The organism is Streptomyces sp. NPDC058534, assembly GCF_042717365.1.
Classification (GTDB): domain Bacteria; phylum Actinomycetota; class Actinomycetes; order Streptomycetales; family Streptomycetaceae; genus Streptomyces.
In genome coordinates, this window is sequence record NZ_JBHXNW010000011.1 from 115,311 (window position 1) to 141,244 (window position 25,934).

Annotated in this window: 24 protein-coding genes; 3 read left to right on the top strand and 21 right to left on the bottom strand. The window is 72.1% G+C overall.

Features of this window, described 5'->3' with window-relative positions; all coding sequences use genetic code 11:
• Positions 1–36: 36 nt before the first annotated feature.
• The 18 genes from ACFWR9_RS09470 to ACFWR9_RS09555 all read right to left on the bottom strand — a co-directional run bounded on the left by ACFWR9_RS09470 (position 37) and on the right by ACFWR9_RS09555 (position 20,368).
• On the bottom strand, positions 37–1,422 hold the full coding sequence (locus ACFWR9_RS09470; protein WP_383838066.1) for an aspartate aminotransferase family protein: 1,386 nt from the start codon (positions 1,420–1,422) through the stop codon (positions 37–39).
• Positions 1,423–3,351: a 1-deoxy-D-xylulose-5-phosphate synthase gene (gene dxs / locus ACFWR9_RS09475; protein WP_383838069.1), complete on the bottom strand. Its 1,929-nt coding sequence runs from the start codon at positions 3,349–3,351 to the stop codon at positions 1,423–1,425.
• A 27-nt stretch (positions 3,352–3,378) separates the two neighbouring features.
• Positions 3,379–4,533, bottom strand: coding sequence for a flavodoxin-dependent (E)-4-hydroxy-3-methylbut-2-enyl-diphosphate synthase (gene ispG / locus ACFWR9_RS09480; protein ID WP_383838072.1), 1,155 nt, complete (start codon positions 4,531–4,533; stop codon positions 3,379–3,381).
• Between the two features lie 4 nt (positions 4,534–4,537).
• The gene (hpnH, locus tag ACFWR9_RS09485; protein WP_383838075.1) at positions 4,538–5,560 is read right to left on the bottom strand and encodes an adenosyl-hopene transferase HpnH; all 1,023 of its coding nucleotides are present in this window, start codon (positions 5,558–5,560) and stop codon (positions 4,538–4,540) included.
• Between the two features lie 6 nt (positions 5,561–5,566).
• Positions 5,567–6,208: a 1-hydroxy-2-methyl-2-butenyl 4-diphosphate reductase gene (locus ACFWR9_RS09490; protein WP_383838078.1), complete on the bottom strand. Its 642-nt coding sequence runs from the start codon at positions 6,206–6,208 to the stop codon at positions 5,567–5,569.
• On the bottom strand, positions 6,208–8,262 hold the full coding sequence (gene shc, locus ACFWR9_RS09495) for a squalene--hopene cyclase (RefSeq protein ID WP_383838080.1): 2,055 nt from the start codon (positions 8,260–8,262) through the stop codon (positions 6,208–6,210). Before shc ends, ACFWR9_RS09490 begins: the two co-directional genes overlap by 1 nt.
• Positions 8,263–8,378: 116 nt before the next feature.
• Positions 8,379–9,443: a polyprenyl synthetase family protein gene (locus ACFWR9_RS09500; protein ID WP_383838140.1), complete on the bottom strand. Its 1,065-nt coding sequence runs from the start codon at positions 9,441–9,443 to the stop codon at positions 8,379–8,381.
• Between the two features lie 68 nt (positions 9,444–9,511).
• Positions 9,512–10,948 carry a hydroxysqualene dehydroxylase HpnE gene (gene hpnE, locus ACFWR9_RS09505; RefSeq protein ID WP_383838083.1) on the bottom strand — a complete coding sequence of 479 codons (1,437 nt, stop codon included), beginning with the start codon at positions 10,946–10,948 and terminating at the stop codon, positions 9,512–9,514.
• Positions 10,945–11,103: a DUF6380 family protein gene (locus ACFWR9_RS09510; protein WP_383838086.1), complete on the bottom strand. Its 159-nt coding sequence runs from the start codon at positions 11,101–11,103 to the stop codon at positions 10,945–10,947. Before ACFWR9_RS09510 ends, hpnE begins: the two co-directional genes overlap by 4 nt.
• A complete protein-coding gene (gene hpnD / locus ACFWR9_RS09515; protein WP_383838088.1) occupies positions 11,103–12,053 on the bottom strand; it encodes a presqualene diphosphate synthase HpnD in 951 nt (316 codons plus the stop codon). The genes ACFWR9_RS09510 and hpnD overlap by 1 nt, the downstream gene beginning before the upstream one ends.
• Entirely contained in the window at positions 12,050–12,964 is a 915-nt protein-coding gene (gene hpnC, locus ACFWR9_RS09520) for a squalene synthase HpnC (RefSeq protein ID WP_383838091.1), read from the bottom strand. The genes hpnD and hpnC overlap by 4 nt, the downstream gene beginning before the upstream one ends.
• 299 nt (positions 12,965–13,263) lie before the next feature.
• Positions 13,264–14,052: an ABC transporter ATP-binding protein gene (locus ACFWR9_RS09525; RefSeq protein WP_383838094.1), complete on the bottom strand. Its 789-nt coding sequence runs from the start codon at positions 14,050–14,052 to the stop codon at positions 13,264–13,266.
• On the bottom strand, positions 14,045–14,974 hold the full coding sequence (locus ACFWR9_RS09530) for an ABC transporter permease (protein ID WP_383838097.1): 930 nt from the start codon (positions 14,972–14,974) through the stop codon (positions 14,045–14,047). Before ACFWR9_RS09530 ends, ACFWR9_RS09525 begins: the two co-directional genes overlap by 8 nt.
• A gap of 95 nt (positions 14,975–15,069) precedes the next feature.
• Positions 15,070–15,942, bottom strand: coding sequence for a glycosyltransferase family 2 protein (locus ACFWR9_RS09535; RefSeq protein WP_383838143.1), 873 nt, complete (start codon positions 15,940–15,942; stop codon positions 15,070–15,072).
• Between the two features lie 8 nt (positions 15,943–15,950).
• Positions 15,951–16,730, bottom strand: coding sequence for a CDP-alcohol phosphatidyltransferase family protein (locus ACFWR9_RS09540; RefSeq protein WP_383838100.1), 780 nt, complete (start codon positions 16,728–16,730; stop codon positions 15,951–15,953).
• Positions 16,708–17,769, bottom strand: a complete 1,062-nt coding sequence (locus ACFWR9_RS09545; protein WP_383838103.1) for an iron-containing alcohol dehydrogenase family protein — start codon at positions 17,767–17,769, stop codon at positions 16,708–16,710. Before ACFWR9_RS09545 ends, ACFWR9_RS09540 begins: the two co-directional genes overlap by 23 nt.
• Positions 17,757–18,509, bottom strand: coding sequence for a sugar phosphate nucleotidyltransferase (locus ACFWR9_RS09550; protein WP_383838106.1), 753 nt, complete (start codon positions 18,507–18,509; stop codon positions 17,757–17,759). The genes ACFWR9_RS09545 and ACFWR9_RS09550 overlap by 13 nt, the downstream gene beginning before the upstream one ends.
• A complete protein-coding gene (locus ACFWR9_RS09555) occupies positions 18,506–20,368 on the bottom strand; it encodes a DUF5941 domain-containing protein (RefSeq protein ID WP_383838108.1) in 1,863 nt (620 codons plus the stop codon). Before ACFWR9_RS09555 ends, ACFWR9_RS09550 begins: the two co-directional genes overlap by 4 nt.
• 476 nt (positions 20,369–20,844) lie before the next feature.
• Between ACFWR9_RS09555 and ACFWR9_RS09560 the strand changes: the two genes are divergently transcribed.
• Both ACFWR9_RS09560 and idi read left to right on the top strand, forming a co-directional pair.
• On the top strand, positions 20,845–21,783 hold the full coding sequence (locus tag ACFWR9_RS09560) for a cation diffusion facilitator family transporter (RefSeq protein ID WP_383838111.1): 939 nt from the start codon (positions 20,845–20,847) through the stop codon (positions 21,781–21,783).
• 352 nt (positions 21,784–22,135) lie between these two features.
• Positions 22,136–22,729 (top strand): isopentenyl-diphosphate Delta-isomerase, encoded by a 594-nt coding sequence (gene idi / locus ACFWR9_RS09565; protein WP_383838114.1) that lies wholly within the window; start codon positions 22,136–22,138, stop codon positions 22,727–22,729.
• Between the two features lie 3 nt (positions 22,730–22,732).
• Here the strand turns inward: idi and ACFWR9_RS09570 are convergent, their stop codons facing one another.
• Positions 22,733–23,185, bottom strand: a complete 453-nt coding sequence (locus tag ACFWR9_RS09570; RefSeq protein ID WP_383838146.1) for an ATP-binding protein — start codon at positions 23,183–23,185, stop codon at positions 22,733–22,735.
• Positions 23,186–23,391: 206 nt separating this feature from the next.
• Between ACFWR9_RS09570 and ACFWR9_RS09575 the strand changes: the two genes are divergently transcribed.
• Positions 23,392–24,147: an enoyl-CoA hydratase/isomerase family protein gene (locus tag ACFWR9_RS09575; protein ID WP_383838117.1), complete on the top strand. Its 756-nt coding sequence runs from the start codon at positions 23,392–23,394 to the stop codon at positions 24,145–24,147.
• Here the strand turns inward: ACFWR9_RS09575 and ACFWR9_RS09580 are convergent.
• A complete protein-coding gene (locus ACFWR9_RS09580; RefSeq protein ID WP_383838120.1) occupies positions 24,134–24,769 on the bottom strand; it encodes a DJ-1/PfpI family protein in 636 nt (211 codons plus the stop codon). The two genes, ACFWR9_RS09575 and ACFWR9_RS09580, sit on opposite strands and share 14 nt — an antisense overlap.
• 50 nt (positions 24,770–24,819) lie before the next feature.
• Positions 24,820–25,773, bottom strand: coding sequence for a GlxA family transcriptional regulator (locus ACFWR9_RS09585; RefSeq protein ID WP_383838124.1), 954 nt, complete (start codon positions 25,771–25,773; stop codon positions 24,820–24,822).
• Between the last annotated feature and the right edge of the window lie 161 nt (positions 25,774–25,934).

Here is a 25,934-nt window from a genome sequence, read left to right on the forward strand (position 1 = left end):
GTCGCGCACCGCGGTGGAAGGGCCCGTTGGGTCGGCTCAGCGGTGCGCCACCGCCTGCTTGACCAGGGTCTTGCCGAAGTCCCACATCAGGCCGCCGCCATTGTGCGCGTCGTCCATCACCTCGGTGAACGCGTCGACGAACCGGTCCGCGTCCGCGGTGTCGATGATCAGCGGCGGGATCAGCTTGATCACCTCCAGGTGGTCGCCGGAGACCTGGGTGAGGATCCGGTGCCGCTGCAGCAGCGGCACCACCACCATCTGCGCGAACAGGCCCTTCCGGGCGGCCTGGAGCATGGTCCAGCGGCTGCGCAGCTTCAGGGACCGGGGCCGGCCGAACTCGATGCCGATCATCAGCCCGCGGCCGCGGACGTCGGCGAGCAGCTCGTAGCGGTCCACCAGCGCCACCAGCCGGGACTTCAGCCGCTCCCCCACCGCGGCGGCGTTCGCCACGATCTCCTCGTTCTCCATCACCGACAGCACGGCGAGCCCGGCCGCCATGGCCTGCGCGTTGGACCCGAAGCTCGCCGAGTGGACCTGCACGCGGTCCATCGAGGAGTACACCTTCTGGAAGATCCAGTCCTTGCCCAGGGTGGCCCCCACCGGCACGTAGCCGCCGGACAGCGCCTTGGCCACGCAGACGAGGTCGGGCTCGACGCCGTCCTCGTGCTGGAAGGCGTAGAACTTCCCGGTCCGGCCCAGGCCCGTCTGCACCTCGTCGGCGATCAGCAGTGCCTTGTGCCGGTGCAGCAGGTCCTGCGCGGCCCGCAGGTAGCCGGGCGGGGCCTCGTGCACGCCCTTGCCCTGGATCGGCTCCACGATGAGCGCCGCCACGTCTCCCTGCCGCAGTTCGCGCGCCAGGGCGTCCAGGTCGCCGAGCGGGACCGCGGTGTCGGGCAGCAGCGGCGCGAAGCCCTTGCGGAACCCGTCCTCGCCGTTGACGGAGAGCGAGCCGGTGGTCAGTCCGTGGAAGGCGTGGGTGCAGTACAGGATCCTCGGCCTGCCGGTCGCGTACCGGGCGAACTTCAGCGCGGTCTCCACCGCCTCGGTCCCGCTGTTGCCGAAGAAGACCCGGTCCAGGTGCGGGCTGTAGGAGAGCAGCTTCTCGGCCAGGAGCCCGGGCAGCGGCGGGCAGTCGAAGCGGGTCAGGTCGGCCAGCGAGGCGTCCAGGACGTCGTGCAGCGCCTTGCGGACGACCGGGTGGTGGCGCCCCAGGCCCATCACCGCGAACCCGGCGAGCATGTCCAGGTAGTCGTTGCCGTCGGCGTCCCAGAAGTGCGCGCCCTCAGCCCGCTCGTAGACCTTGTCGAAGCCGATGGTGTGCAGCATGCGCGGCAGCTGGTGGTTGAGGTGCCTGGCGTGCAGCTCGTACCGCTCGGCTCCGCGCTCGGCCAAGAGCGCGGCGAGGTCGAACTCCTTGGTCATTCAGTTCTCTCCTTGCGCTGACATGACGTTCCGTCCGTTCGCGGACGGTTCCACCGCTCGCCGCCCGACGGCCAGGCTCGCGCTGATCCGGCCGGCGATGTCGACCGGGGTGAGGCCGATGTCCGCGAGCACCTCGGCGCGCTTGGCGTGCGCGAGGAACTGGTCGGGGATGCCGAAGCGGCGTACGGGCACGTCGGCATCGGCGTCGCCGAGCGCCAGTGCCACCGCCGAACCGACACCGGCCGCCCTGCTGTTGTCCTCGACGACGGCGACCAGGCGGTGCCGGAGGGCCAGCGGGGTCAGCTCCGGGTCGACGGGTTTGACCCAGCGCGGGTCGACGACGGTGCATCCGATGCCGCGCGCTTCGAGCAGTTCCGCGGCCCCGAGACAGACGGTGGCCATCACACCGACGGCCACCAGCAGCACCTCGGGCCGGTCCGCGGCGTGCAGGACGTCCATGCCGCCGACCCGGCCGACGGCGGGTACGGCGGGGCCGACGGACTCCTTCGGGAAGCGCAGCAGGGTCGGCGCGTCGTCGACGGCGACCGCCTCGCGCAGCTGGGCACGCAACTGGTCGGCGTCGCGCGGGGCGGCGATGCGCAGCCCGGGGACGACCTGGAGGACGGACATGTCCCACATGCCGTTGTGCGAGGGCCCGTCGGCGCCGGTGACGCCGGCCCGGTCCAGTACGAAGGTGACCCCGCAGCGGTGCAGGGCCACGTCCATCAGCAGTTGGTCGAAGGCGCGGTTGAGGAAGGTGGCGTAGACGGCGACGACCGGGTGGAGTCCGCCCGTGGCGAGGCCGGCGGCGGACACGGCGGCGTGCTGTTCGGCGATACCGACGTCCCAGACCCGGTCGGGGAACCGTTCGGCGAAGGGTGCCAGGCCGACCGGGTGCAGCATGGCCGCGGTGATCGCCACGACGTCGTCGCGCTCCGCACCGATCCGCACGATCTCCTCGCCGAACACGGAGGTCCAGGACGGCCCGCCCGCGGGGCTGAGCGGTGCGCAGGTGAGCGGGTCCATCGCGCCGACGGTGTGGAAGTGGTCCTCCTCGTCGCGCAGGGCGGGTTCGTAGCCCCGGCCCTTCTCCGTGAGGCAGTGCACCAGCACCGGCCCGTGGAAGCGTTTCGCGCGCCGCAGCGCCGACTCGACGGCCCCGAGGTCGTGTCCGTCGATCGGGCCGAGGTACTTCAGCCCCAGGTCCTCGAAGAGCCCCTGCGGGGCGAAGGCGTCCTTGAACCCTTTCTTGGCGCCGTGCAGGGCCCCGTAGACGGGGTGGCCGACCACCGGCGTGCGCTGGAGCACGTCCTTGCCCCAGGCCAGCATCCGCTCGTAGCCGTCGGTCGTGCGCAGCGTCGCGAGGTGGTTGGCGAGGCCGCCGATGGTCGGCGCGTACGAGCGTTCGTTGTCGTTGACCACGACGATCAGCGGCCGGTCCCTGGCGGCCGCGATGTTGTTCAGGGCCTCCCAGGCCATGCCGCCGGTGAGCGCGCCGTCGCCGATGACGGCGACGACGTGGCCGCGCTCTCCCTGCACGTCACGGGCCTTGGCGAGGCCGTCGGCCCAGCCGAGCACGGTGGAGGCGTGGCTGTTCTCGATGACGTCGTGCTCGGACTCCTCGCGGGACGGGTAGCCGGACAGGCCGCCCTTGCCGCGCAGTTTCGAGAAGTCCTGACGTCCGGTCAGGAGTTTGTGTACGTAGCTCTGGTGGCCGGTGTCCCACAGGATGCGGTCGGCCGGCGACTCGAAGACCCGGTGCAGGGCGACGGTGAGTTCCACCACCCCCAGGTTGGGTCCGAGGTGACCGCCGGTGCGGGCGACCGCGTGCACCAGGAAGTCACGTATCTCGTCGGACAGTTCACCGAGTTCCGCCTCGGACAGCGCCTTCAGGTCGCGTGGTCCCCGGATGTTCTCCAGAATCGTCACGCTCGGGCCCCCTTCGGTCCGTGCTGTTCAGCTCACGGTGACGGCCGGCTCCCCCGACGCGCCGTCCTTCTCCATCTGCTCGGCCATCCTCATCGCCTCTTCGATGAGGGTCTCCACGATCTTCGACTCGGGGACGGTCTTGATGACCTCGCCCTTGACGAAGATCTGGCCCTTGCCGTTGCCGGAGGCGACGCCGAGGTCGGCCTCGCGGGCCTCGCCGGGGCCGTTGACGACGCAGCCCATGACGGCGACGCGCAGCGGGACCTCCATGCCCTCAAGACCGGCGGTGACCTCCTCGGCCAGCTTGTAGACGTCGACCTGGGCGCGGCCGCAGGACGGGCACGAGACGATCTCCAGCCGGCGTTCCCGCAGCCCCAGCGACTGGAGGATCTGGATGCCGACCTTGATCTCCTCGACCGGCGGGGCGGAGAGGGAGACGCGGATGGTGTCGCCGATGCCCTGGGAGAGCAGGGCGCCGAAGGCGACGGCCGACTTGATGGTGCCCTGGAAGGCGGGGCCGGCCTCGGTCACGCCGAGGTGGAGGGGGTAGTCGCACTGGGCGGCGAGCTGCCGGTAGGCCTCGACCATCACGACCGGGTCGTTGTGCTTCACCGAGATCTTGATGTCGCGGAAGTCGTGCTCCTCGAAGAGCGACGCCTCCCACAGGGCGGACTCGGCCAGCGCCTCGGGGGTGGCCTTGCCGTACTTCTGGAGCAGGCGGCGGTCCAGGGAGCCCGCGTTCACGCCGATGCGGATCGGCGTGCCGTGGTCCTTCGCCGCCTTGGCGATCTCCCTGACCTTGTCGTCGAACTGCTTGATGTTGCCCGGGTTGACGCGGACCGCCGCGCAGCCCGCCTCGATCGCGGCGAACACGTACTTGGGCTGGAAGTGGATGTCGGCGATCACCGGGATCTGCGACTTCCGCGCGATCACCGAGAGGGCGTCCGCGTCGTCCTGGGTGGGGCAGGCCACACGGACGATCTCGCAGCCGGACGCGGTCAGCTCGGCGATCTGCTGGAGCGTCGCGCCGATGTCCGACGTACGGGTCGTCGTCATCGACTGCACGGACACCGGGGCCCCGCCCCCGACGGCCACCGGCCCGACCTGGATCCGCCGCGACACGCGCCGCTCGGCGATCGGCCGGACCGGTACCTCGGGGACGCCCAGGGAGATGGCGGTCACGACGTCACTCCCGGTTCGAGGAGACGGTCTCGCGCATGGCGCGCAGGGACTCCTTGAGGGACCCCATGGTGGCCAGGACGGCGGTCGGTTCGTAGCCGCAGTGCGCCATGCAGTTGGCGCAGCGCGGGTCCTTGCCGCGGCCGTACTTGTCCCAGTCGGTGTCCTCGATCAGCTCCCGGTACGTGGGCACGTATCCGTCGCTCATCAGGTAGCAGGGGCGCTGCCAGCCGAAGAGGGAGTAGTTCGGGATCGCCCAGGCGGTGCAGGGGAAGTCGACCTTGCCCTCCAGGAAGTCGAGGAACAGCGGGGAGTGGTTGAGCCGCCAGCGGGCCCGGTTGCCGCCCGAGAAGGCCTTCTTGAACAGCTCGCGGGTCTGCTCCACGCCCAGGAAGTGCTCCTGGTCGGGCGCCTTCTCGTAGGCGTAGGCGGGCGAGATCATCATCTCGTCGACCTTGAGGTCGTCGTTGAGGAAGTTGAGCACCTCGACGATGGTCTGCGGGGTGTCGGTGTTGAAGAAGGTCGAGTTGGTGGTGACCCGGAAGCCGAGCCGCTTGGCCTCCTTGATGGCCTCCACGGCCTCGTCGAACACGCCCTCCTTCGCCACGGACTCGTCGTGCCGCTCGCGCAGGCCGTCGATGTGCACCGCGAAGGCGAAGTAGGGAGAGGGCTTGAACTTGTCCATCTTCTTGCGCATGAGCAGCGCGTTGGTGCACAGGAAGACGTACTTCCGCTTGGCCACCAACTGCCGCACGATCTCGTCGATCTGCGGGTGCATCAGGGGTTCGCCGCCGGCGATGGAGACCATCGGCGCTCCCGACTCGAGCACGGCCCCGACGGCCTGCGCGACCGGCATGCGCTGCTTGAGCACCCCGGCCGGGTGCTGGATCTTCCCGCACCCCTCGCACTTCAGGTTGCAGGCGAAAAGCGGCTCCAGTTCCACGATGAGCGGGAACTTGTCCCGTCGGCGGATCTTCTGTTCGGCCAGGTATGTAGCGACCTTGACGGACTGGCGCAGCGGCATGGCCATCTGGGCTCACCTCCGGGGGAGCAGCAAAGAACGGTGCCATTCGAAAAATGCGGGAAGAACGGATCGAAGAACGCGGAAGGCTGATATTCCACCGCGCACCGTGCCGATCCGGACGAGTTCGTGTTCTGGAGCGTCCACGACCACACGAACGGCCGCAACGGGGCGCTCGCCGGTCCGTACGGCGCTCAGGAGCGTGGCGGCGGACTCCATGTCGACGGCGATCGCGCCGGTCGCGAGCAGGTCGGCGCGTTCGGGGCCGCGGACGACGTGGTCCGAGCCGGTCAGCGGCCCGGTGTGGACGGTGCGCCCCGGCACGGCGCGCGCGAGTTCCTTGACGAGCCGGTCGGTGCCGACACAGGCGACGGTGGAGCGCGGGTCCCGGGTCTCCTCGGCGACGACCAGGTCGCCGGGGTGCATGCCGGGGGCGAGTCCCGCGCAGAAACCCGTGGCGAGCACGGCGGCGGAGCCGAGCGCCGGGTCGGCCAGGACGCGGGCGACCGAGCGCTCGGCCGCCCTGCGTCCCATGCCGGTGCGCAGGACGATGACCGGCCCGCCCGCGCCACCGCGGTCGCCGGTGCGCAGGGCGAGGTGCTCGATGCCGAGCGCGCAGGCGATCAGCAGCGGGGACGGGCCGGGCCGCGGGTTCATCAGCCGCCCTTCACCTCGGCCGTGGACGTCGCGTCCGCGGGCCGCTCGGCCACCGGGGCCGGGCGTGGCTTCTCGGCGAAGGGCTCCCCGTGGACGTACCGGCCGAGCGCGGTGAGCGGGAAGACCTGCCGGTAGAGGTGGTAGTTGATGGAGAAGTCCCAGGGGAAGCCGGTGCCGGTGAAGTACGGCTCGTCCCAGGAGCCGTCCTCGCGCTGGGTGGCGGCGAGCCACGCGACGCCGCGTTCCACCGCGCCGGACTCCCGCTCCCCCGCCGCGAGCAGGGCCATCAGCGCCCACGCCGTCTGCGACGCGGTCGAGGCGCCCCGGCCGCTCCACTCCCTGACGTACCGGTAGGAGCGCAGGTCCTCGCCCCAGCCGCCGTCGTCGTTCTGGACGGACTCCAGCCAGATCACCGCGCGGCGGATCGCCGGGTGCGAGGCGGGGATCCCGGCGGCGGTGAGGGCGGGGACGACGGAGCCGGTGCCGTAGACGTAGTTGACGCCCCAGCGGCCGAACCACGAGCCGTCCTGCTCCTGTTCGGCGAGGAGCCACTGGATGCCGCGCCGGGTGCGCGGGTCGTGGGCGAGCCCCTCGACGGCGAGGCTCTCGACGACGTGCGCGGTGACGTCCGCCGACGGCGGGTCGATGACCTCGCCGAAGTCGCAGAACGGCAGCCGGTTGGGGAAGGAGCTGGTGTTGTCGACGTCGAACGCGCCCCAGGCACCGTTCTTCGACTGCATGCCGAGGTTCCAGCGCACCCCGCGGCCGATGGCCTTCTCCACCCGTTCCGGGTCGTGGTGGCTGACCCGGCGCAGCGCGAGGACCACCTCTGCGGTGTCGTCGATGTCGGGGTAGTTGTCGTTGTGGAACTCGAAGGCCCAGCCGCCGGGCGGGAGTCCGGGCCGCTTCACCGACCAGTCGCCGGGGCGGACGATCTGCTCGCCGAGCATCCAGTCGGCGGCCTTCACCAGCTGCGGGTGGTCGGCGGGCACCCCCGCGTCGGCCAGCGCGATGGTGGCCAGGCAGGTGTCCCACACCGGGGACTGGCAGGCTTCGATCATCCGGGCGCCGTCCTCGCGCCACACGGCGAAACGGTCCAGCGACTCCAGGCCGGCGCGCATCACGGGGTGTTCGAGGTCGTAGCCGAGCAGGTACAGCGCGATGACCGAGTACACGGCCGGCGGCTGGATGCCGCCCCAGCATCCGTCGTTCTCCTGGCGCTCGATGATCCAGCGGGCGGCGGTGTTCATGGCGGCCCGGCGCAGCCGGCGCGGGGCGACCTTGCGGTAGGTGTGCAGCGCCTTGTCGAGGCGCTGGAAGGCGCCGTCCCAGCTCGCCGCCGGGGCCAGGGGCCGCGGGGGGCTGGGCAGGGCGGGGTCGGTGTGCAGTTCGTCCAGCGGGAAGGGGGCGGGACGCACCGGCCGCTTCGCCGAGACGATCGTGAGCGGCACGATGGTCTGCCGGGCCCAGCAGCCGAAGTCGTAGATGTTGAGCGGTACCCAGGTGGGGAAGTAGATGAGTTCCGGCGGGAGTTCCGGCAGGTCGTCCCACTTCCACCAGCCGAACAGGGCGAGCCAGATCCGGGTGAAGACGCGGGAGGCCGCGATGCCGCCGCGGCCCCGGACCCACTCCGACGCCTTCGCCATGTGCGGCGCGTCGGGGGCGTCGCCGGCCAGGCGGAGGGCGACGTAGGCCTCGATGGTGGCGGACAGGTCGCCGGGGCCGCCGTAGAAGGTGGCCCAGGCGCCGTCCTCGCGCTGCTCGCCGCGGATGAACAGCGCGGCGGCGCGGGTGGTCTCCTCGTCCTGGATGCCGAGGAACTGACGCAGCAGCAGGTCCTCGGCGTCCATCGTGACGTTGGTTTCGAGGTCGCCCTTCCACCAGCCCTGGGCGTCCTGCCGGGAGAGCAGGAAGTCCGTGGCGCGCCGGGTGGCGCGGGCGGCGGCTTCCGGTACCCCGGCCGCCGCGGCGGGGACGGTGATGTCGGTTTCGCTGGCCGAGGGCGCGAGGGGCTTCAGGGCCGCCCCGGTGCTTCCGTCGGTCGTCGCTGTCATGGCTTCCCCTTCGTGCAGTGGGAATCGGGGGCTCTGCTTGGGTCCGCCGTCGGCCGGTGCCTGTCCGTCGAGGACACCGGCCGGCGACTACGCGAGGGCTATTCGGCCGATAGTGATCATCTCTTTCGTACGACGACGAAGTCGGCGAGCGCCGCGAACCGGTCCCGCACCCGCTCGGGCATGTCGACGGCGTCGAGGGCTTCGATGGCGATGGTGTGCTGGCGGCGCGCCTCGTCGGCGGTCCACTCGCGCCCGCCCGCCTCCTCGATGAGGGCGGCGCGGGCCGCGAACTCCTCCTCGGAGAAGTTCGCGAAGTCACTGGCCTTGGCGTCGGCCGCGAGGATCTCGCCGAGCCGTTCGGAGGCCGGGCCGCCCGCCGCGAGGGCGGCGACGACGGGGAGGGACTTCTTGCGCTGGCGCAGGTCGCTCCAGGTCTGCTTGCCGGTCGCCTCCGGGTCGCCCCAGATGCCGAGCAGGTCGTCGACGGCCTGGAAGGCGAGGCCCAGGTGGTAGCCGTACTTCTCCAGGGTGTCCGCGGTGTGCTCGTCGGCGCCGCCGAGCACCGCGCCGATGGAGCTGGCGGAGGCGAGCAGGGCGCCGGTCTTGTTGCCCTCCATCTCCAGGCACTCCTCGACGCTGACGCGGTCGCGGTGCTCGTAGGAGATGTCCTGGGCCTGACCGTCGATCAGGGCGCGGGTGGCGCTGGTGAGGCGGCGGGTGGCGCGGCCGGCCTCGACGGTGCCCAGTTCGAGCAGCACCTCGTTGGCGAGGGCGAAGAGGGCGTCGCCGACCAGGATGGCCTGGGCGGGGCCGTGCACCTTCCAGACGGTGTCACGGTGGCGGCGCTGCTCGTCGCCGTCCATCAGGTCGTCGTGCAGCAGGGAGAAGTTGTGCACCAGTTCCACGGCCACCGCGCCGGGCACGCCGACCTCGGGGGCCGCGCCGGTGACCTCGGCGGAGAGCACGGCGAGCGCGGGGCGGACGGCCTTGCCGCCGTCGCCGTCCGCGGGGTTGCCCTGGGCGTCGATCCAGCCGAAGTGATAGGCGGCGACGGTGTCCATGGGAGGTGCGAGGCGGTCGACGGCCGCCCGCAGGACCGGCGTGGCCAGGGTCCGGCCGCGCTCCAGCAGCGCGGTCACGTCCACCGTGGTCCTCGGAGCGGCCTTCGGGCCGGGGGGCACAGTGGGCACAGTCTTTCCTCCAGTTGCGGTACCGGGAGTGCGGGAGCCGGCCCCGCGCGGGTCGGCTCTCATGCCGCCTCCTCGAAGAAATCGGGAAGGAGTCCGCGGGACCGGCCCAGGGCGCCGAGAGCGGCGCCCGCCGCTCCGACACCGCTGCGAACCGCACTCTCCATGGTCGCGGGCCACCCGGTGGCGGTCCACGCTCCGGCCAGGTAGAGGCCGGGTGCCTTGGTGCGGGCGCCGGGCCGGAGGCGGCCGACGCCGGGGGCGGGGGCGAACGTCGCGGTGCGCTCCCTGGTCACGAAGAAGTCCGTCACCTCGGCACCGCGGCTGCGCGGCAGCAGCCGCTCCAGTTCGGGCAGGTACCGCTCGCGCAACGTGGCCACGGGCTCGTCGATCTCGTGCTGCGCGGTCGACTGCGACAGCGCCAGGTACTGACCCTCCTTCAGCCCGGAGGCCTCGGTACGGTCGAACACCCACTGGACCGGGGTGCCGAGCGCCGTCAGGAACGGCGCGGCGAGCACCTTGCGGTCGTAGATCACGTGGATGTTGAGGATCGGCGCGGTGCCGATCTCCAGCAGGTTCTCCGGGGCGTCGAGGGCGCCGTCCGGCAGCAGGTCGTGCGCCTCGCGCTGCGGTACGGCGAGGACGACCGCGTCGGCGTCGAGCGTCTCGTCGGGAACCTGAACGCTCCAGCCCCCGTTCTCGTTCACATGGAGGGAGGTGACGCGGGTACGGACCTCGGTACGCACGCCCGCGGAGTCGAGCGCCCTGCGGGCCAGCCGGTCGTGCAGCTCACCCAGCGGGACGTGGGCCCAGCCGATGTCGGCCGCGCCCGGGTCGGACAGCAGGCCGGTCTTGAACACCATCGCGGCGAGCCCCAGTGAGGCGTCGCGCGCGACCGCGTTGAGGGTGGCGACCCCGACCAGGTCCCACAGGGCCTCGACGGCACGCGCCGACTGACCGTGCGCGGTCAGCCAGCTGCCGAAGTCCTGGGTGTCCAGGGCCGGATCGGCGAGGTCGAGCCCCTTGAGCGCGAGCGCGGCCCGCCCGACCCCGGCGCGCTCGGTGAGGGAGAGATGGGGGTACGTCGCGAGGCTGCGCCCCAGATGCAGGGGGACGGGCAGCGCGTCGCGGCGCAGTCTGCCGAGCCGTCTGCCCTCGGGCCGGGCCAGGTCGAGGACGGGCACGTCGAGGCGGTCCTGCACGGGAGCGAGCGCGGCTCCGTCGATGCGGTCGAGGAGCCAGCGGTAGGCGGTGCAGCAGCGCAGGTAGACGTGCTGGCCGTTGTCGACGGTGAGGTCGCCGCGCCGGAACGAGAAGGCGAGCCCGCCCAGACGGGGCCGTCCTTCGAGCAGGGTGACCCGCACGCCGGCGTCGGCGAGCGCGAGGGCGGAACTCACCCCGGCGAGGCCGCCGCCGACCACCACGGCGTGCGCGCCGGGACGGAGGGCGGTGACGTCCGCGACCTGCCCCCCGTCACGCGTGCCGTTGGCGTGCGTCATCGTGCGCCCTTCCCGGTCCGGTCGCCGTGGTGTTTGAACGGCGTACGGCCGACCGTCTCAGTCAGGGACGCCGACCGCCACCGGAGGGTTGCCCGCCGGTGCACGGCGGTGGTCCGATCCGGGGCCGGCGTGTCGCGTGTGCCGGGTGTGTCCATCAGGCGCGCCTCCTGACGGCCCGGCGGGTGACGTGCCGGGTGTCAAGGCCGGACAGGCCGCGCACGGCGACGTACGCCTTCTCGCGGCCGGGGAGCGAGACGCGGCCGCGCAGCACGGCCTCCGGGTCGCGCTCGATGCGGTCGAGGAGCCGGCGGTAGATGCCGGCCATGGCGGCCACGCAGGCTCCGCTGCGCCGGTCGAGCATGGGGAGCAGCCGGTAGCCCTCGGCGAAGAGGGCGCGGGCCCGGCGCACCTCGAAGTGCACGAGGCCCGCGAAGTCGGAGCCCGCGGGGGGCGTCGGCCCGTTGAACCCGGCCGAGCAGCCGAACTTGGCGAGGTCGTCGGCGGGCAGGTAGGTGCGTCCGCCCTCGGCGTCTTCGCGGACGTCCCGCAGGATGTTGGTGAGCTGGAGTGCGAGGCCGAGCGTGTCGGCGTACTCGGGCGCGCGGTCGGCTCCGTGCGCCCCCGGTTCGGTGCCGAACACGCCGAGGGAGAGGCGTCCGATGGCGCCCGCGACACAGCGGCAGTAGGTCCGCAGGTCGTCCCAGGTCTCGTAGGTCTCGCCGCGTACGTCCATCTGGACGCCGTCGATCAGCTCGTCGAGGCCGCCGAGCGGGATCGGGAAGGCGCGCGCGGCGTGGGCGAGGGCGACGGCGACCGGGTCGGTGTCGTCCTCGTCGACCGCGCCGTCGTGGATCCGGGCGAGCACCGCCCGGGTCTCGTCCAGCCGGGCGACCTTGACGTCGTCGGCCAGCGCCCCGTCACCGATGTCGTCGACGCGGCGCGAGAACGCGTACAGCGCCGACATCGCCCGCCGCTTCGGCGTGGGCAGCAGCCGGATGCCGTAGGCGAAGTTGCGTGCCTGCTGACCGGTGACGGCCTCGCAGTAGCTGTAGGCGGCGAGCACCGGCGCCGGCATGTTCGCTGACGAGTCCACGGTCCCGATCACCCCTCTCCTCGCAGGGCCAGGCCCGCCTCGCGCAGCAACCGGAGCTTGCCGGGCTTGGGCGGGCCGGGCAGTACGTCGTGATCCGCGTCGGCGATCGCCCGCAGTGCGGCCCTTCCCCCCGCCACGAACCCCGCGAGCAGCAGGCGCAGCCTGCCGTGGACGCTGCTCACCAGGGGGGCGCCCTCGTCCAGCAGGTCGTGGGCGCGCCGGGCCTCGTACGCGAGCAGGGCGCGCACCGACGCGTCGGCGGTGGGCGCGGCGAGGTCCGCCTCCTGGACGTGGAAGCGCCTCATGTCCTCGGCGGGCAGGTAGATCCGGTCCCGGCCGAGGTCCTCGGCGACGTCCTGGAGGTGCTCGACGATCTGCAGGGCGGTGCAGACGGCGTCGGAGCGGCGGATCCGCTCGGGCGTCGCGGTGCCGGTGACGGCGAGGACGAGGTGGCCGACCGGGTTGGCGGACAGCTCGCAGTAGGCGAGGAGGTCGTCGTAGGTCTCGTACCGCCGTACGAGCTGGTCCTGGCGGTTGGCGGCGATCAGACCGAGGAAGGGCGCGGGGGTCAGCGAGCGGCGGCGGACGGTGGGCCGCAGACGGCGCAGCAGCGGGTGGCGGGGGGTGCCGTCGAAGACCCGGTACAGGTCCTCCTCGAATGCGTCCAGCATCAGCACCCGGTCGTCGGCGCGGTCGTCGGGGACGCCGAGGAGGCGGGCGTCGGCGCCGCCCGGGGCGAGGTCGCCGTCGCCGATGTCGTCGACGAGGCGGGCGAAGCCGTACACGGCCATCAGGTCGGTGCGCCAGTCGCGCGGCAGGAAGAAGGGGGCCACGGGGAAGTTCTCGTCGGCGGCCTTGGCCAGGGTGCCGCGCTCCGCGTCGACGGCGCACGCTTCGGGGAGCTGGGGAGTTTCCGTAGCCATTGCCGTCACATCTCCCGTTCTACACTGCCGACCGAATACACACTATTTCGGACACGCCGCCCCGGCGGCCCGCGCGGCAGGCCCGCTGGAGGGTGTCGGGCATTATCGCCCCATGTGCCGCGATTCAGGACCGGTCCAGCTTACGTTGTACAACTCACGGACTTCCGCCGGGGTGCTCGGCGCATCACAACAACACACCGATTCACTTCAAGATTCCTGAGAACGCCAGGAGTTGACGGTTCCTTTGCACATGCGGGGGCCTCGCCGGAACCGTCCCGGCGAGGCCCCGGCGTGTCGGCCTACTTGCCCGTGAACTTCTCGTACTCCTTGAGCACCTCGTCCGTCGGGCCGTCCATGCGCAGTTCGCCGCGCTCCAGCCACAGGACGCGGTTGCAGGTATCGCGGATGGACTTGTTGTTGTGGCTGACCAGGAAGACGGTGCCCGCTTCCTTCTTCAGCTCCCGGATGCGCTCCTCGGAGCGGGTCTGGAACTTGCGGTCACCGGTGGCCAGCGCCTCGTCGATCATCAGGACGTCGTGGTCCTTGGCGGCGGCGATGGAGAAGCGCAGGCGGGCGGACATGCCGGAGGAGTACGTGCGCATCGGCAGGGTGATGAAGTCGCCCTTCTCGTTGATCCCGGAGAAGTCGACGATGTCCTGGTAGCGCTCCTTGATCTGCTCACGGGTCATGCCCATGGCCAGGCCGCCGAGGATGATGTTCCGCTCACCGGTCAGGTCGTTCATCAGGGCCGCGTTCACGCCGAGCAGCGAGGGCTGGCCGTCCGTGTAGACCTTGCCGCGCTCGGCGGGCAGCAGGCCGGCGATGGCCCGCAGCAGGGTCGACTTGCCGGACCCGTTGGAACCGATGAGGCCGATGGCCTCGCCCCGGTAGGCGGTGAAGGAGACGCCCCGCACGGCGTGCACCTTGCGCACGCCCCGTGCCGCGTCGTCGGAGCCTCGCTTGATGATCCTGCTCAGGGCGGCGGTCGCGCTGCCCTTGCCGGTCTTGGCGCCGTTGACCCGGTAGACGATGTGCAGTTCGTCCGCGATGACCGTCGGCACCCGCTCGCCCTGCTGCTGCTCAGCCACGGCCGTACCTCTCCTCCGCCTTCCAGAAGTACACGAAGCCGCCCACGGCGAGGGCCACGGCCCAGCCGAGCCCGACCGCCCACACGTGCGGCGGCAGGTTCTCGGAGCCGTACCCGTCGATGAGCGCGAAGCGGATCAGGTCCATGTAGATGGCGGCGGGGTTCCACTGGAGGACGTCCGAGATCCAGGACGGGTGCTGCTCCAGCATGATCGGGATGGAGAACATGACGCCCGACGCGTACATCCAGGTCCGCATGATGAACGGCATCAGCTGGGCCAGGTCCGGGGTCTTGGCCCCCATGCGGGCCACGATCAGCGCCAGGCCCACGTTGAAGAGGAACTGCAGGACGAGCGCCGGCACCACCAGCAGCCAGGACAGCGACGGGTAGCTGCCGAACCCGATCACCACCGCGAACATCACGATCATCGAGGCCAGCAGCTGCTGGAGCTGCTGCAGCGCGAACGAGATGGGGAGCGAGGCGCGCGGGAAGTGCAGCGCGCGCACCAGGCCGAGGTTGCCGGAGATCGCGCGTACGCCCGCCATGGCCGAGGACTGGGTGAAGGTGAAGACGAACACACCCGTCACCAGGAACGGGATGTACACGTCCTTCGGCATGCCCTTGCCCGCGTTCAGGATCAGGCCGAAGATCAGGAAGTAGACGAGCGCGTTGAGCAGCGGGGTGGCCACCTGCCACAGCTGGCCGAGCTTGGCCTGGCTGTACTGGGCGGTCAGCTTCGCCTGGGAGAAGGCGAGGATGAAGTGCCGTCGGCCCCAGAGCTGACGGACGTACTCCACGAGGGACGGCCGGGCACCGCTCACGGACAGCCCGTACTTGGCGGCGAGCCGGGCCGGTGCGAGGCCCTCGTCGGGCGCCACGGGCTTGGTCATGGCGACCGTGCCGTCGTGCGTTGTCTCACTCACTGGTGGATACTTTCGTCTTCGGAATGCTCGGCCGCGCGGGCCTGGCACGGACCTGTTGGCCCCGGTCGGGGCCGGGACGCTCGGGTACGAGCTTGTCAGATCACCGGAGGGCGGCCCAGCCGGGTCAGGCGCCACACCGTACGCCACCGCATGGGCCGGCGGGGACCGCACGGGGTCGCCCAGCCTTCCCGGAAACCGCCGAACCAGGCCTTCAGCGCAGGTCGCGACGGGCGGCGCAGCAGGGTGAGCAGCATCCAGACGCCCAGGTAGACCGGGACCAGGAGCGCGGGGAGGTTGCGGCGGGCGAGCCAGACGCGGTTGCGGGCGACCATACGGTGGTAGACCGCGTGCCGGGACGGGGCGGTCGTGGGGTGGTTGAGCACCATGTCGGACCGGTAGTCGATCATCCAGCCCGCGTCGAGCGCCCGCCAGGCCAGGTCGGTCTCCTCGTGGGCGTAGAAGAACGCGTCCGGGAGACCGCCGACCTGCGTGAGGACGCGGGTGCGCACGGCGTTGGCGCCGCCGAGGAAGGTGGTCACCCGGGAGGAGCGCATCGGGTCGGAGGCGCGCAGCCGGGGGACGTGCCGACGCTGGGTCTCGCCGGTGTCCGGGTCGGCGATGCGGAAGCTGATGATGCCCAGCCCGTCGTCGGCCGCGAACGCCTCGCGGCACAGCTCGGCGGTGTCGGCGCGGGCGAGCAGGCCGTCGTCGTCGAGGAAGAGCAGGATGTCGACGTCGCTCCCGCCCGGTCCGAAGGCCTCGATGCCGACGTTGCGGCCGCCGGGGATGCCCAGGTTCTCGGGCAGCTCGACGGTGCGCACGCCGTCCGGCACCTCCGGGACGGGCGAGCCGTTGCCGACGACGACGACCTGGACCGGGTCGCCGTCCTGCCCCGCGACCGAGTCGAGCAGGGCCCGCAGCTCCTCGGGGCGGTTGCCCATCGTGATGACGACGGCGCCGACCTTCATGGGCCCGCTCACTTCAGCCTGCTGGAGGCGAGGATGGACACCAGGTGCAGCAGGGTCTGCAGCAGCGCGATGCCGGCGAGTACGGCGGTGCCGAGGCGGGTGAAGAACAGGTCGCCGCGGCTCTCGTCGACGATCGCGAGGACGAGGATCAGGAGGGACGCCTCGATGCCGAGGATCAGCCGGTGGAACTTGAGCGCCCCGGCGGCCCGGCGGGCCAGCGCCATGCCGGAGGAGCGCGGCTCGGATGCGGCCTCCGCGACCGGCGCCTTGCCGGTCTGGTGCCGGGCCACGCCGACGAGGTCGGTCTCCGCCTTGATCAGGATGGCGCCGAGCGCGGCCAGGGTGCCGAGGAAGGCCCACAGCCAGTCGATCCGCCCGGTGCCGAACACGTCCGCGGCGCGCAGGCCGAGGCCGACCAGGACCGCGGCGTCGGTCAGGTAGGCGCCGACCCGGTCCAGGTAGACGCCGCCGAGCGAGTACTGCTTGCGCCAGCGGGCGATCTCCCCGTCGACGCAGTCCAGCAGCAGGTAGAGCTGGACCGCGACGACGCCGAGCACGGCGCCCCAGATGCCCGGCACCAGCAGGGCCGGGGCGGCCAGGACGCCGCAGACGGTCATCAGGTACGTGAGCTGGTTGGGCGTGATCCTGGTGTTCACCAGGTAGCGGTCGATCCGCAGCGAGACCTCGCGCATGTAGAGGCGTCCCGCCCAGTGCTCACCGCTGCGCCGGTCCTTGACCCCCGCGGGATGGACGACCGGACGTAGTTCAGCTACCGATGGCCTTGACATAGTCGGCGTACAGGTCCTTGATCTGGTCGGTTTTCAGGTCGAGGTGCTCGAGGATCGTGTAGCGGCCGGGCCGGGTCCGGGGGGCGTACTCCACGGCCCGGAAGAACTCCTGGGGTGTGAAGCCGATCTCCTCCGGCAGCACCGGCAGCCCGTGCCGGCGCAGCACCTCGGCCATGTGGGCGGACTCCTCGTGGGCCCCGCGCAGGTACATCGCGAAGGCCGCGCCCAGTCCGCACTGCTCGCCGTGGGCGGCCGCGCGGGTGGGGAAGAGCAGGTCGAGGGCGTGGTTGATCTCGTGGCAGGCGCCCGAGGACGGCCGCGAGTCGCCCGACACCGACATGGCGATGCCGCTGAGCACCAGCGCCTCGGCCAGCACCTGGAGGAACTCGTTGTCCCCGATGCCGCCCGGGTGCCGGAGCACGGCCTCGCCCGCCTGGCGGGCCATGGCGGCGGCCAGGCCGTCGATCCGCTCCCCCTTGACCCGGTTGGCCAGCTCCCAGTCCGCGATCGCGGAGACGTTGGAGACGGCGTCACCGATGCCGGCGCGCACGAAGCGGGCCGGGGCCGCGCGGATGACGTCCAGGTCGATGACGACCGCGATCGGGTTCGGCACGCCGTAGGAGCCGCGGCCCGCGTCGTTGTCCAGGGTGGCGACCGGCGAGCACAGACCGTCGTGCGCGAGGTTCGTGGGCACGGCGACCAGCGGGAGGCCGATGCGCGCCGCGGCGAACTTGGCACAGTCGATGATCTTGCCGCCGCCGAGGCCGACGACCGCGTCGTAGTGGCCGCCCTTCATGGCGCCGGCCAGTTTGATCGCGTCGTCCAGGGTGCCGCCGCCGACCTCGAACCAGTCGGCGCCGGGCAGGGAAGGAGTGACGCGCTCACGCAGCCGGGCGCCGGAACCGCCGCTGACGGCTACGGCGAGCTTGCCCGAGTGGGAGATGCGCTCGTCGGCGAGCACACCTCCCAGGTCGTCGAGGGCACCCGCGCGGATGTCCACGACGACCGGCGACGGGATGAGCCTCGTCAGTACTGGCACGCGATCTCCCTGCCCTTGGCGAGGTCGTCGTGGTTGTCGATCTCGACCCACTTGAGGTCGCCGATCGGCGCCACGTCGACCTTGAAGCCGCGGTTGACCAGCTCCTGGTAGCCGTCCTCGTAGTAGAGCTGCGGGTCGCGCTCGAAGGTCGTCTTCAGGGCGTCGGCCAGCTCCACGGCGGCCTCGCCCTCGATGAGGGTGACGCCGATGTACTCGCCGGTCGCCTCGGCCGGGTCCATCAGCTTGGTGATGCGCTGGACGCCCTTGTCGGGGTCGACGACGACCTTCATCTCCTCCTCGGCGAGGTTCTTCACCGTGTCGAGGGCGAGGATGATCTTCTTGCCGTCGCCGCGGGCGGCGAGCAGGGTCTTCTCGACGGAGACCGGGTGCACGGTGTCGCCGTTGGCGAGGATCACGCCGTCCTTGAGGGCGTCACGGCCGCACCACAGGGAGTAGGCGTTGTTCCACTCCTCGGCCTTGTCGTTGTCGATGAGGGTGAGCTTGACGCCGTACTTCTGCTCCAGCGCCTCCTTGCGGTCGTACACGGCTTCCTTGCGGTAGCCGACGATGATCCCGACCTCGGTCAGGCCGACCTCGGCGAAGTTCGCCAGCGTCAGGTCCAGCACCGTGATGCTGTCCTCCGCACCCTCGGGGCCGACCGGGACCAGTGCCTTGGGCAGGGTGTCGGTGTAGGGGCGCAGACGGCGTCCGGCGCCGGCCGCCAGCACGAGGCCGATCATGCGGGTTCTCCTTCGTCGTGTACGGCGGGTGCGCCGACCTTGTGGGCGGCGACCCAGAAGCGGATGCTCTCCACGAGCACCACGAGTGCCACGGCCACGGCGAGGACCGTGAGCGCGACCTTGAACTGTGTGGCGGTGAGCAGCACGGCCAGGACGGTGATCACCAGCGTGCGGCCCTCGTGCCCCCCGGTCGTCCGCACCAGCCACTGCGGCGGCGCGCCCGCGTCGCCACGGATGCGGTAGACCGTGTCGTAGTGATGGTAGGCGACCGCGGCCACCAGCCCGAAAGCCGCCGGAAGCGCCCCGTTCACTTCGGCTTTCGCCGCCAGTACCAGGACGGTGCCGTACTCGGCGGCCCGGAAGAACGGCGGGACGAGCCAGTCGAGGGCGCCCTTGAGGGGGCGGGCGACGGCCAGGGCACCGGTCAGCACGTAGACGATCGCGCCGAGGAGCGGCCAGGGGCCGCCGAAGTCGGTGAACGCGGCCGTCGCGACGACGGCGAGGCCGCCGAGCAGGGCGAGCGCGGGAGCGGTGAAGCCGGGCAGCCCGCGGGCGGTCTTCGCGAGGCCCTTGGCGCCGGCCTCGGCGAGCGGCCCGGAGTCGGCGAGGTCGGCCAGCGCCTTCGCGGCCCGGTCGGTCCGGGTCGCCTTCCGGGTCAGCGAGCGCAGGACCCGGCCCGCCGTGGTGTACGTCGCGGCGAAGGCGCAGCCGATCAGCAGCGCGTAGAACGTGATCCGGGGGGTGGCGACCGCGGTCAGGACGGCGATCATGGCCCAGCGCTCGCCGATGGGCAGGACGATCATGCGGCGGAGCCAGACCGTCCAGCCGACGCTGTCGAGCCGGTCGGAGAGGGCGGCGGTGGGACTGGTGTTGGCGGCGGCGGCCGTGCTGTCGGCATTCGCCTCGTTGAACGAGAAGTCGACGACGTGCCGGCAGGTCTGGAGCACCATCGCGCCGAGCGCGAGGGCCCACACGTCGTCGCCGCCGCGGGCGGCTCCGAGGGCGAGGCCCGCGTAGTAGGCGTACTCCTTGGCGCGGTCGAAGGTGGCGTCCAGCCAGGCGCCGAGCGTGGAGTACTGCAGGGAGTAGCGGGCGAGCTGCCCGTCGGTGCAGTCGAGGACGAAGGACGCGATCAGCAGGACGCCGGCGGCGACGAAGCCGCCGCGGGTGCCGGTGGCCGCGCAGCCGGCCGCTATGAGCGCGGTGAGCAGCGAGGCGGTGGTGACCTGGTTGGGGGTCAGTCCGCGCCGGGCGCACCAGCGGGCGATGTAGCGGGAGTAGGGGCTGATGGCGAAGGTGGTGACGAAGCCGTCACGGGCCTTGACCGCCGACTTCAGGCGTACGGCCTCGTCGTCGACGGCGGCGGCCGCCTGCCGTGCCTCGTTGCGGGCCTGCGGGTCGGCGGGGACGGCGGCGACGAGGCTGCCCAGCTCGGGGCGGTGCACGGCGGCACCGTCGGCGTCGAGGGCGGCGGTGATCCGGTCGGCGAGGCTGTCGACGTCCCCCACGCTCGGCTGCGCTCGCGCGGGGGCACCCCCACCAGCCGTGCCGCCGCCCGCGGAGTTCTCGCGGGCCATCGCCCGGGTGAGGGCCTGCCGGCCGTCGGGCCGGGCGGTCACCGCGCCCGGGACGGCGGCGAGCGGGAAGCGGGGGTCGGTGAGGCCGAGGCGCAGGGCGTGCGGGTGGCCCACGAAGCGGGCGTCGACCACGGCGACCCGTTCCGCGGCCGGGACGCGGGCCAGCAGGGTCTCGGTGTCGGCGGCGCCGGAGGCGTGCTGCACGTCGAAGCCCAGGGACCGCAGTTCGCTCTCGATCGACGAACCGGGGACCGGCTGACCGGTGAGGATGGCGGTCGGCAACCGAACTCACTCCCTGGTGCCCGGTGCCTGGAACGCCGGGCCTGTGCATGGTGGGACGCCCGTGCCGGCGGCACCCGGGCGGCGTGTCGGCAGAGGCTATCGGATGCCGGGAACGCCGTGTTCACCGCCCGTTTCACAGTCGGTCGGCGCCGCTTGCACCCGCCTTTGCCGCGATCATCATCGTGGATCCGGGCCCCCGCTCACAAACCGCGCTCCCAGACCGGGCATCACGGACATCGCCCAGTGTCCGCGGACGTTCGCGCACGGTCAGGGCGGCCCGTGCGCCGACCGTTCGGTCAACTGGCGCAGACGCGCCCCCGGGTGTCGCCCACCCTCTGACCTGCATAACGTTTACGCAGGTCAGGGCACATGACAACGGTGTTCAGTGCCGCGTTGCCGGATACCCCCTACCCGTAGTTGACTGTGATCCGGAGGCCAGGCGCTGGACGCCGGACAGACAGGGAGGCGGCTTTCTCATGGGGGCTGGGCACGATCACGGACACGCGCACGGGGCGCCGGCCGGCGGGACCGCGACGGCCGCGTACCGCGGCAGGCTCCGGGTGGCACTGGGGATCACCCTCACCGTCATGGTCGTCGAGATCGTCGGCGGGGTGCTGGCCGACTCGCTGGCCCTGATCGCCGACGCGGCGCACATGGCGACGGACGCCCTGGGCCTCGGCATGGCGCTGCTGGCGGTGCACTTCGCGAGCCGGCCGGCCAGCGACCGGCGCACCTTCGGCTACGCCCGCGCCGAGATCCTCGCCGCCCTGGCCAACTGTCTGCTGCTGCTCGGGGTGGGCGGGTACGTGCTGTACGAGGCGATCGAGCGGTTCGTCACACCCGCCGGCACCCAGGGCGGGCTGACCGTCGTCTTCGGCGCGATCGGCCTGGTGGCGAACGTGGTGTCGCTGTCGCTCCTGATGCGCGGCCAGAAGGACAGCCTCAACGTGCGCGGCGCCTTCCTGGAGGTGGCGGCCGACGCACTGGGCTCCCTGGCGGTGATCGTCTCGGCGCTGGTGATCCTGGCCACGGGCTGGCAGCCGGCCGACCCGATCGCGTCGCTGGTCATCGGTCTGATGATCGTGCCGCGCACTTTGCGGCTGCTGCGCGAGACCCTGGACGTGCTCCTGGAGGCGGCTCCCAAGGGCGTGGACATCGGCGAGGTGCGCGCCCACATACTGGCGCTGGACGGCGTCGAGGACGTGCACGACCTGCACGCCTGGACGATCACCTCGGGCATGCCGGTGCTGTCGGCGCACGTGGTGGTGAGCGGCGAGACGCTGAGCGCGATCGGCCACGAGAAGATGCTGCACGAGTTGCAGGGCTGCCTCGGCGACCACTTCGACGTGGAGCACTGCACCTTCCAGCTGGAACCCGGCGGGCACGCCGAGCACGAGGCGCGCCTGTGCCACTGAGGGCACGGCGCTGAGGGCACGGAACTGAGGGCACGGCACTGAAGGTGTGCTGACGCGGGAGGCCATCCGGTCGCGGGGGGCGCGTGCGCGGGGCGACGCGCCGTCGAGGGCCTCCGTCCGCCGTGCGGTCACTCCCGGTGCCCCGGTGCCGCCCCTCCCGGTCACGCCCCGGGCGGTTCCCGGACCGCGGCGCCGGGCACGATCACCCATCGGGCCCCTCCTCGGCGTCCTCACCGGTGGCACCCGTCGCCGCGCGCCGGCCGCGTGGGACATGCGGGTACGCCGGTAAGTCCCGGGAGTGCCGGATTCGTACGGCACACTTGGGGCGCGAGGACCGATGTGAAGGATGGGTATGCCGATCACTCCTGCCACCGCGACGCACACTTCGTCGAACGGCACCGCAGACGCGATTTTGCTGGAACTGGTCGACGAGAACGGCGTGACGATCGGCACCGCGGAGAAGCTCTCCGCGCACCAGCCCCCCGGGCAGCTGCACCGCGCCTTCTCCGTGTTCCTCTTCGACGAGCGCGGCCGGCTGCTGATCCAGCAGCGGGCGCTGGGCAAGTACCACTCCCCCGGTGTGTGGTCCAACACCTGCTGCGGTCACCCCTATCCCGGAGAGGCGCCGTTCGCGGCGGCGGCCCGGCGGACGTACGAGGAGCTGGGTGTCTCGCCGTCCCTGCTCGCCGAGGCCGGCACGGTGCGCTACAACCACCCCGACCCGGCCTCCGGGCTGGTCGAGCAGGAGTACAACCACCTGTTCGTCGGCCTGGTCCAGGCGGAGCCGCGGCCTGACCCCGAGGAGGTCGCCGGGACGTCCTTCGTCTCGCCGGCCGAGCTGTCCGAGCGGCACGGGCGGGACACCTTCTCGGCGTGGTTCATGACCGTGCTGGACGCCGCCCGTCCGGCCGTCCGCGAGCTGACGGGCCCGTCGGCCGGCTGGTGAGACCTAAGGCAGGGCGTGCTTGAGCGGCAGCGCGGCCCAGATCACCTTGCCGCCGGTCGCCGTGTGGACCACGTCGCAGGCTCCGCCCGCCTCCCGGGTCAGCTCGCGGACCAGCAGCAGCCCGCGCCCGCCCGTCCGCCCGTAGTCGGTCTCCAGGGCGGTCGGGCGGTAGGGGTGGTCGTCCTCCACCGCCACCCGCACCCACTCGGGCCCGACGGCGACCTCCACGGCGACCACCGGCGACAGCACCGCCGCGTGCCGGACCGCGTTCGTGACCAGCTCCGAGACGATCAGCAGCAGCGCCTGGGTCACGTCGTCGGAGACCGGCACGCCCTGGCGCACCAGGAGGTCCCGCACGGCGTGCCGGGCCTGCGGCACGGAGGCGTCCACCGCGGGGGCGGTGAACCGCCAGACCCCTTCGTACGGCAGCGGCCCGGCGGGCCCGGTCTCGTCCATCGTCCGGTCGCCACCCTTGGGCTCGATAGTCACCACACCCCTGAGTGTTGGTAACGCGTCGCTCCGCACCGGTGGACTGAACACAAGTCAGCAGGTATCGAGCGGTTCTGACCGCCTGCGGAAGACACGGTCCGATCCTGGGACCGTTCCTGTCCCCGGTTGCCCGTCCGCTGGGACCAGGAGAGTCGCCGGATAGCATCCGGCCCATGGAGCCGCAGCTGCTGCACGAGGTCGCCGACTCGGTCGCCACCGTCGTCGTCCACCACCCGGCCAAGCGCAACGCCATGACGGCCGCGATGTGGCGGGCGCTGCCACCGCTGCTGGACGACCTGGCCGCGGATCCGGCCGTGCGGGTGCTGGTGCTCACCGGTGAGGGGGCGACGTTCTGCGCGGGCGCCGACATCGCGACGCTGCGGGAGTCGCCGGAGCCGGCGCAGCGGCTGGCCGTGCTCGCCGAGGAGGCGCTCGCCGCGTTCCCCAAGCCGACGCTCGCGGCAATCCGCGGTCACTGCGTCGGCGGCGGGGCCCAGCTGGCGGCCGCCTGCGACCTGCGCATCGCCGAGGAGTCGGCGCTGTTCGGCGTGACCCCGGCCAAGCTCGGGGTGGTGTACGCGGCGTCCTCGACCCGGCGGCTGGTCGCGCTGACCGGCCCGGCCACCGCGAAGTACCTGCTGTTCAGCGGGGAGTTGATCGACGCGGCACGGGCGCTGCGCACCGGCCTGGTCGACGAGGTGCTGCCGGAGGGCGAACTCGGCAAGCGGGTCGCGGAGTTCACCCGGGTACTGGCGTCCCGCTCGCGGCTGACGCAGGCCGCGGCGAAGGAGTTCGCGAACGGGCGCACGGACCGGGACGCCCACTGGGCCGAGCAGGCACGCGGCAGCGGCGACACCGCCGAGGGGGTCGCCGCCTTCCTGGAGCGCCGGCCGCCGCGTTTCGGCTGGAGCGCCGCTACGCCGGGATGAACCGGCTCCGGTCGCGGAACTCCGCCACGAGGTGCGCGGGCGCCTTCTGCGGGGACCCGGCGTCGTAGGGCGGCTGCGGGTCGTACTCGGTCATCAGCTGGACCGCGCGCGCGTGGTCGTCACCGGCTATCCGGCCGAGCAGCGTCAGACCCATGTCGATGCCGGCGGAGACGCCGGCCGCGGTGACGTACTTGCCGTCGGTGACCACCCGCTCCCCGGTCGGCTCGGCGCCGAAGCGCCCGAGGTGGTCCAGGGCCAGCCAGTGCGAGGTGGCGCGGCGCCCCCGCAGCAGCCCGGCGGCGGCCAGCAGCAGGGAGCCGGTGCACACGGACGTGGTCCAGGTGCTGGTGGCGTCGGCGGTACGCAGCCAGTCCAGGAGGGTCTCGTTCTCCATCTGCGGGGTCTGTCCCGGTCCGCCGGGGACGACGACGATGTCGGGGCTCGGTACGTCGGCCAGGGTGCGGTCGGCGGTGAGCGCGAGGGTTCCGGTGTCGGTGCGGACGGGTCCGGTCCGTTCGGCGACGAAGACGGTCTCCGCGTCGGGGAGGCGGCCGAGGGTCTCGTACGGGCCCACGGCGTCCAGGGCGGTGAAGCGGTCGAAGAGCACGATGGCGATCTGCACGGGGTTCCATTCGCGGTCGGTAGGCGGGTGCCGGTGCGTGCGGGTGAGCCTCAGTGGGCCGGCGCGGGACGGAACCGGCGGCGGTACTCCACCGGTGAGGTGCCGAGGGCCTTGACGAAGGCGCGGCGCATGGCCTCCGGTGTGCCGTAGCCGCTGGCCCGGGAGACCTGCTCGACTCCGTCGCCGGTGTCCTCCAGCAGCCGGCGGGCGTGTTCCAGCCGGATGCGGTCGACGTAGCGGCCGGGCGTCGTGCCGGTCTCCGCGCGGAAGGCGCGGGCGAAGTGGCGCGGCGAGAGGCCGGCCCGGGCGGCGAGGGACTCCACGCCCCGATCGGCGCCGGGGTGTTCGGTGATCCTCCCCCTACGCCCTTGCGGGCGTGGGGGGACCCCCAGCTGGAGTTCCCGCAGCGGTTCCCGGCGCGCGGTCTGGGCGGCGAGCTGGACGCTGAACTGGGCCTGGTCGCCGGGGCGGCGCAGGAACACCACCAGATGGCGGGCGACGGTCAGGGCGGCGTCCCGGCCCAGGTCCTCCTCCACCAGGGCGAGGGCGAGGTCGATGCCGGAGGTGACGCCGGCGGACGTGGCGACGTGGCCGTCGCGGACGTAGATCGGGTCGGGGTCGACGTCCACCGCCGGATGCTCGCGGGCGAGCCGGTCGCAGTAGGCCCAGTGGGTCGTGGCGCGGCGGCCGTCCAGGAGCCCCGCCCCGGCGAGCAGGGCGGCGCCGGTGCAGACGGAGACCAGGCGCCGGACGTGCGGTCCGTGTGCGCGCAGCCAGTCGGTCAGCCGGGGGTCGGGACTCCGGGTGCCCTGCCCGCCGGGCACGATGAGGGTGTCCGGGTCCGGTGCGTCGACGAGCGACCGGTCCGGTACGACGGTCAGACCGCTGGAGGTGCGCACGGGAGCGCCGTCCAGCGAGGCGGTGCCGATGCGGTACGTCCCCGGGGTGTGCCGCTCGGCGCCCGCGAAGACCTCCACGGGGCCGGTGACATCGAGGGTCTTCAACTGTTGGGGCTTTCGCTTAAAACAGGCCGAGCAACGCTATTTATCAGATGTGTGGTTGATCCGCAAAATTTCGGGCCAGGTTTCCTCCCATTGAATGCGTTTCCTACTGATTCTGGTGGGCTGGTGGTGCGGGGTCCGTAGGTTGTCGGGCATGGAGCTTC

Excerpts from the sequence above, each read along its gene's own strand:
- ACFWR9_RS09470 (WP_383838066.1), bottom strand. The coding sequence starts at position 1,422 with ATGACCAAGGAGTTCGACCTCGCCGCGCTCTTGGCCGAGCGCGGAGCC.
- hpnH (WP_383838075.1), bottom strand. The coding sequence starts at position 5,560 with ATGGCCATGCCGCTGCGCCAGTCCGTCAAGGTCGCTACATACCTGGCC.
- ACFWR9_RS09490 (WP_383838078.1), bottom strand. The coding sequence starts at position 6,208 with ATGAACCCGCGGCCCGGCCCGTCCCCGCTGCTGATCGCCTGCGCGCTC.
- shc (WP_383838080.1), bottom strand. The coding sequence starts at position 8,262 with ATGACAGCGACGACCGACGGAAGCACCGGGGCGGCCCTGAAGCCCCTC.
- hpnE (WP_383838083.1), bottom strand. The coding sequence starts at position 10,948 with ATGACGCACGCCAACGGCACGCGTGACGGGGGGCAGGTCGCGGACGTC.
- ACFWR9_RS09510 (WP_383838086.1), bottom strand. The coding sequence starts at position 11,103 with ATGGACACACCCGGCACACGCGACACGCCGGCCCCGGATCGGACCACC.
- hpnC (WP_383838091.1), bottom strand. The coding sequence starts at position 12,964 with ATGGCTACGGAAACTCCCCAGCTCCCCGAAGCGTGCGCCGTCGACGCG.
- ACFWR9_RS09535 (WP_383838143.1), bottom strand. The coding sequence starts at position 15,942 with ATGAAGGTCGGCGCCGTCGTCATCACGATGGGCAACCGCCCCGAGGAG.
- ACFWR9_RS09540 (WP_383838100.1), bottom strand. The coding sequence starts at position 16,730 with ATGTCAAGGCCATCGGTAGCTGAACTACGTCCGGTCGTCCATCCCGCG.
- ACFWR9_RS09550 (WP_383838106.1), bottom strand. The coding sequence starts at position 18,509 with ATGATCGGCCTCGTGCTGGCGGCCGGCGCCGGACGCCGTCTGCGCCCC.
- ACFWR9_RS09560 (WP_383838111.1), top strand. The coding sequence starts at position 20,845 with ATGGGGGCTGGGCACGATCACGGACACGCGCACGGGGCGCCGGCCGGC.
- idi (WP_383838114.1), top strand. The coding sequence starts at position 22,136 with ATGCCGATCACTCCTGCCACCGCGACGCACACTTCGTCGAACGGCACC.
- ACFWR9_RS09570 (WP_383838146.1), bottom strand. The coding sequence starts at position 23,185 with ATGGACGAGACCGGGCCCGCCGGGCCGCTGCCGTACGAAGGGGTCTGG.
- ACFWR9_RS09575 (WP_383838117.1), top strand. The coding sequence starts at position 23,392 with ATGGAGCCGCAGCTGCTGCACGAGGTCGCCGACTCGGTCGCCACCGTC.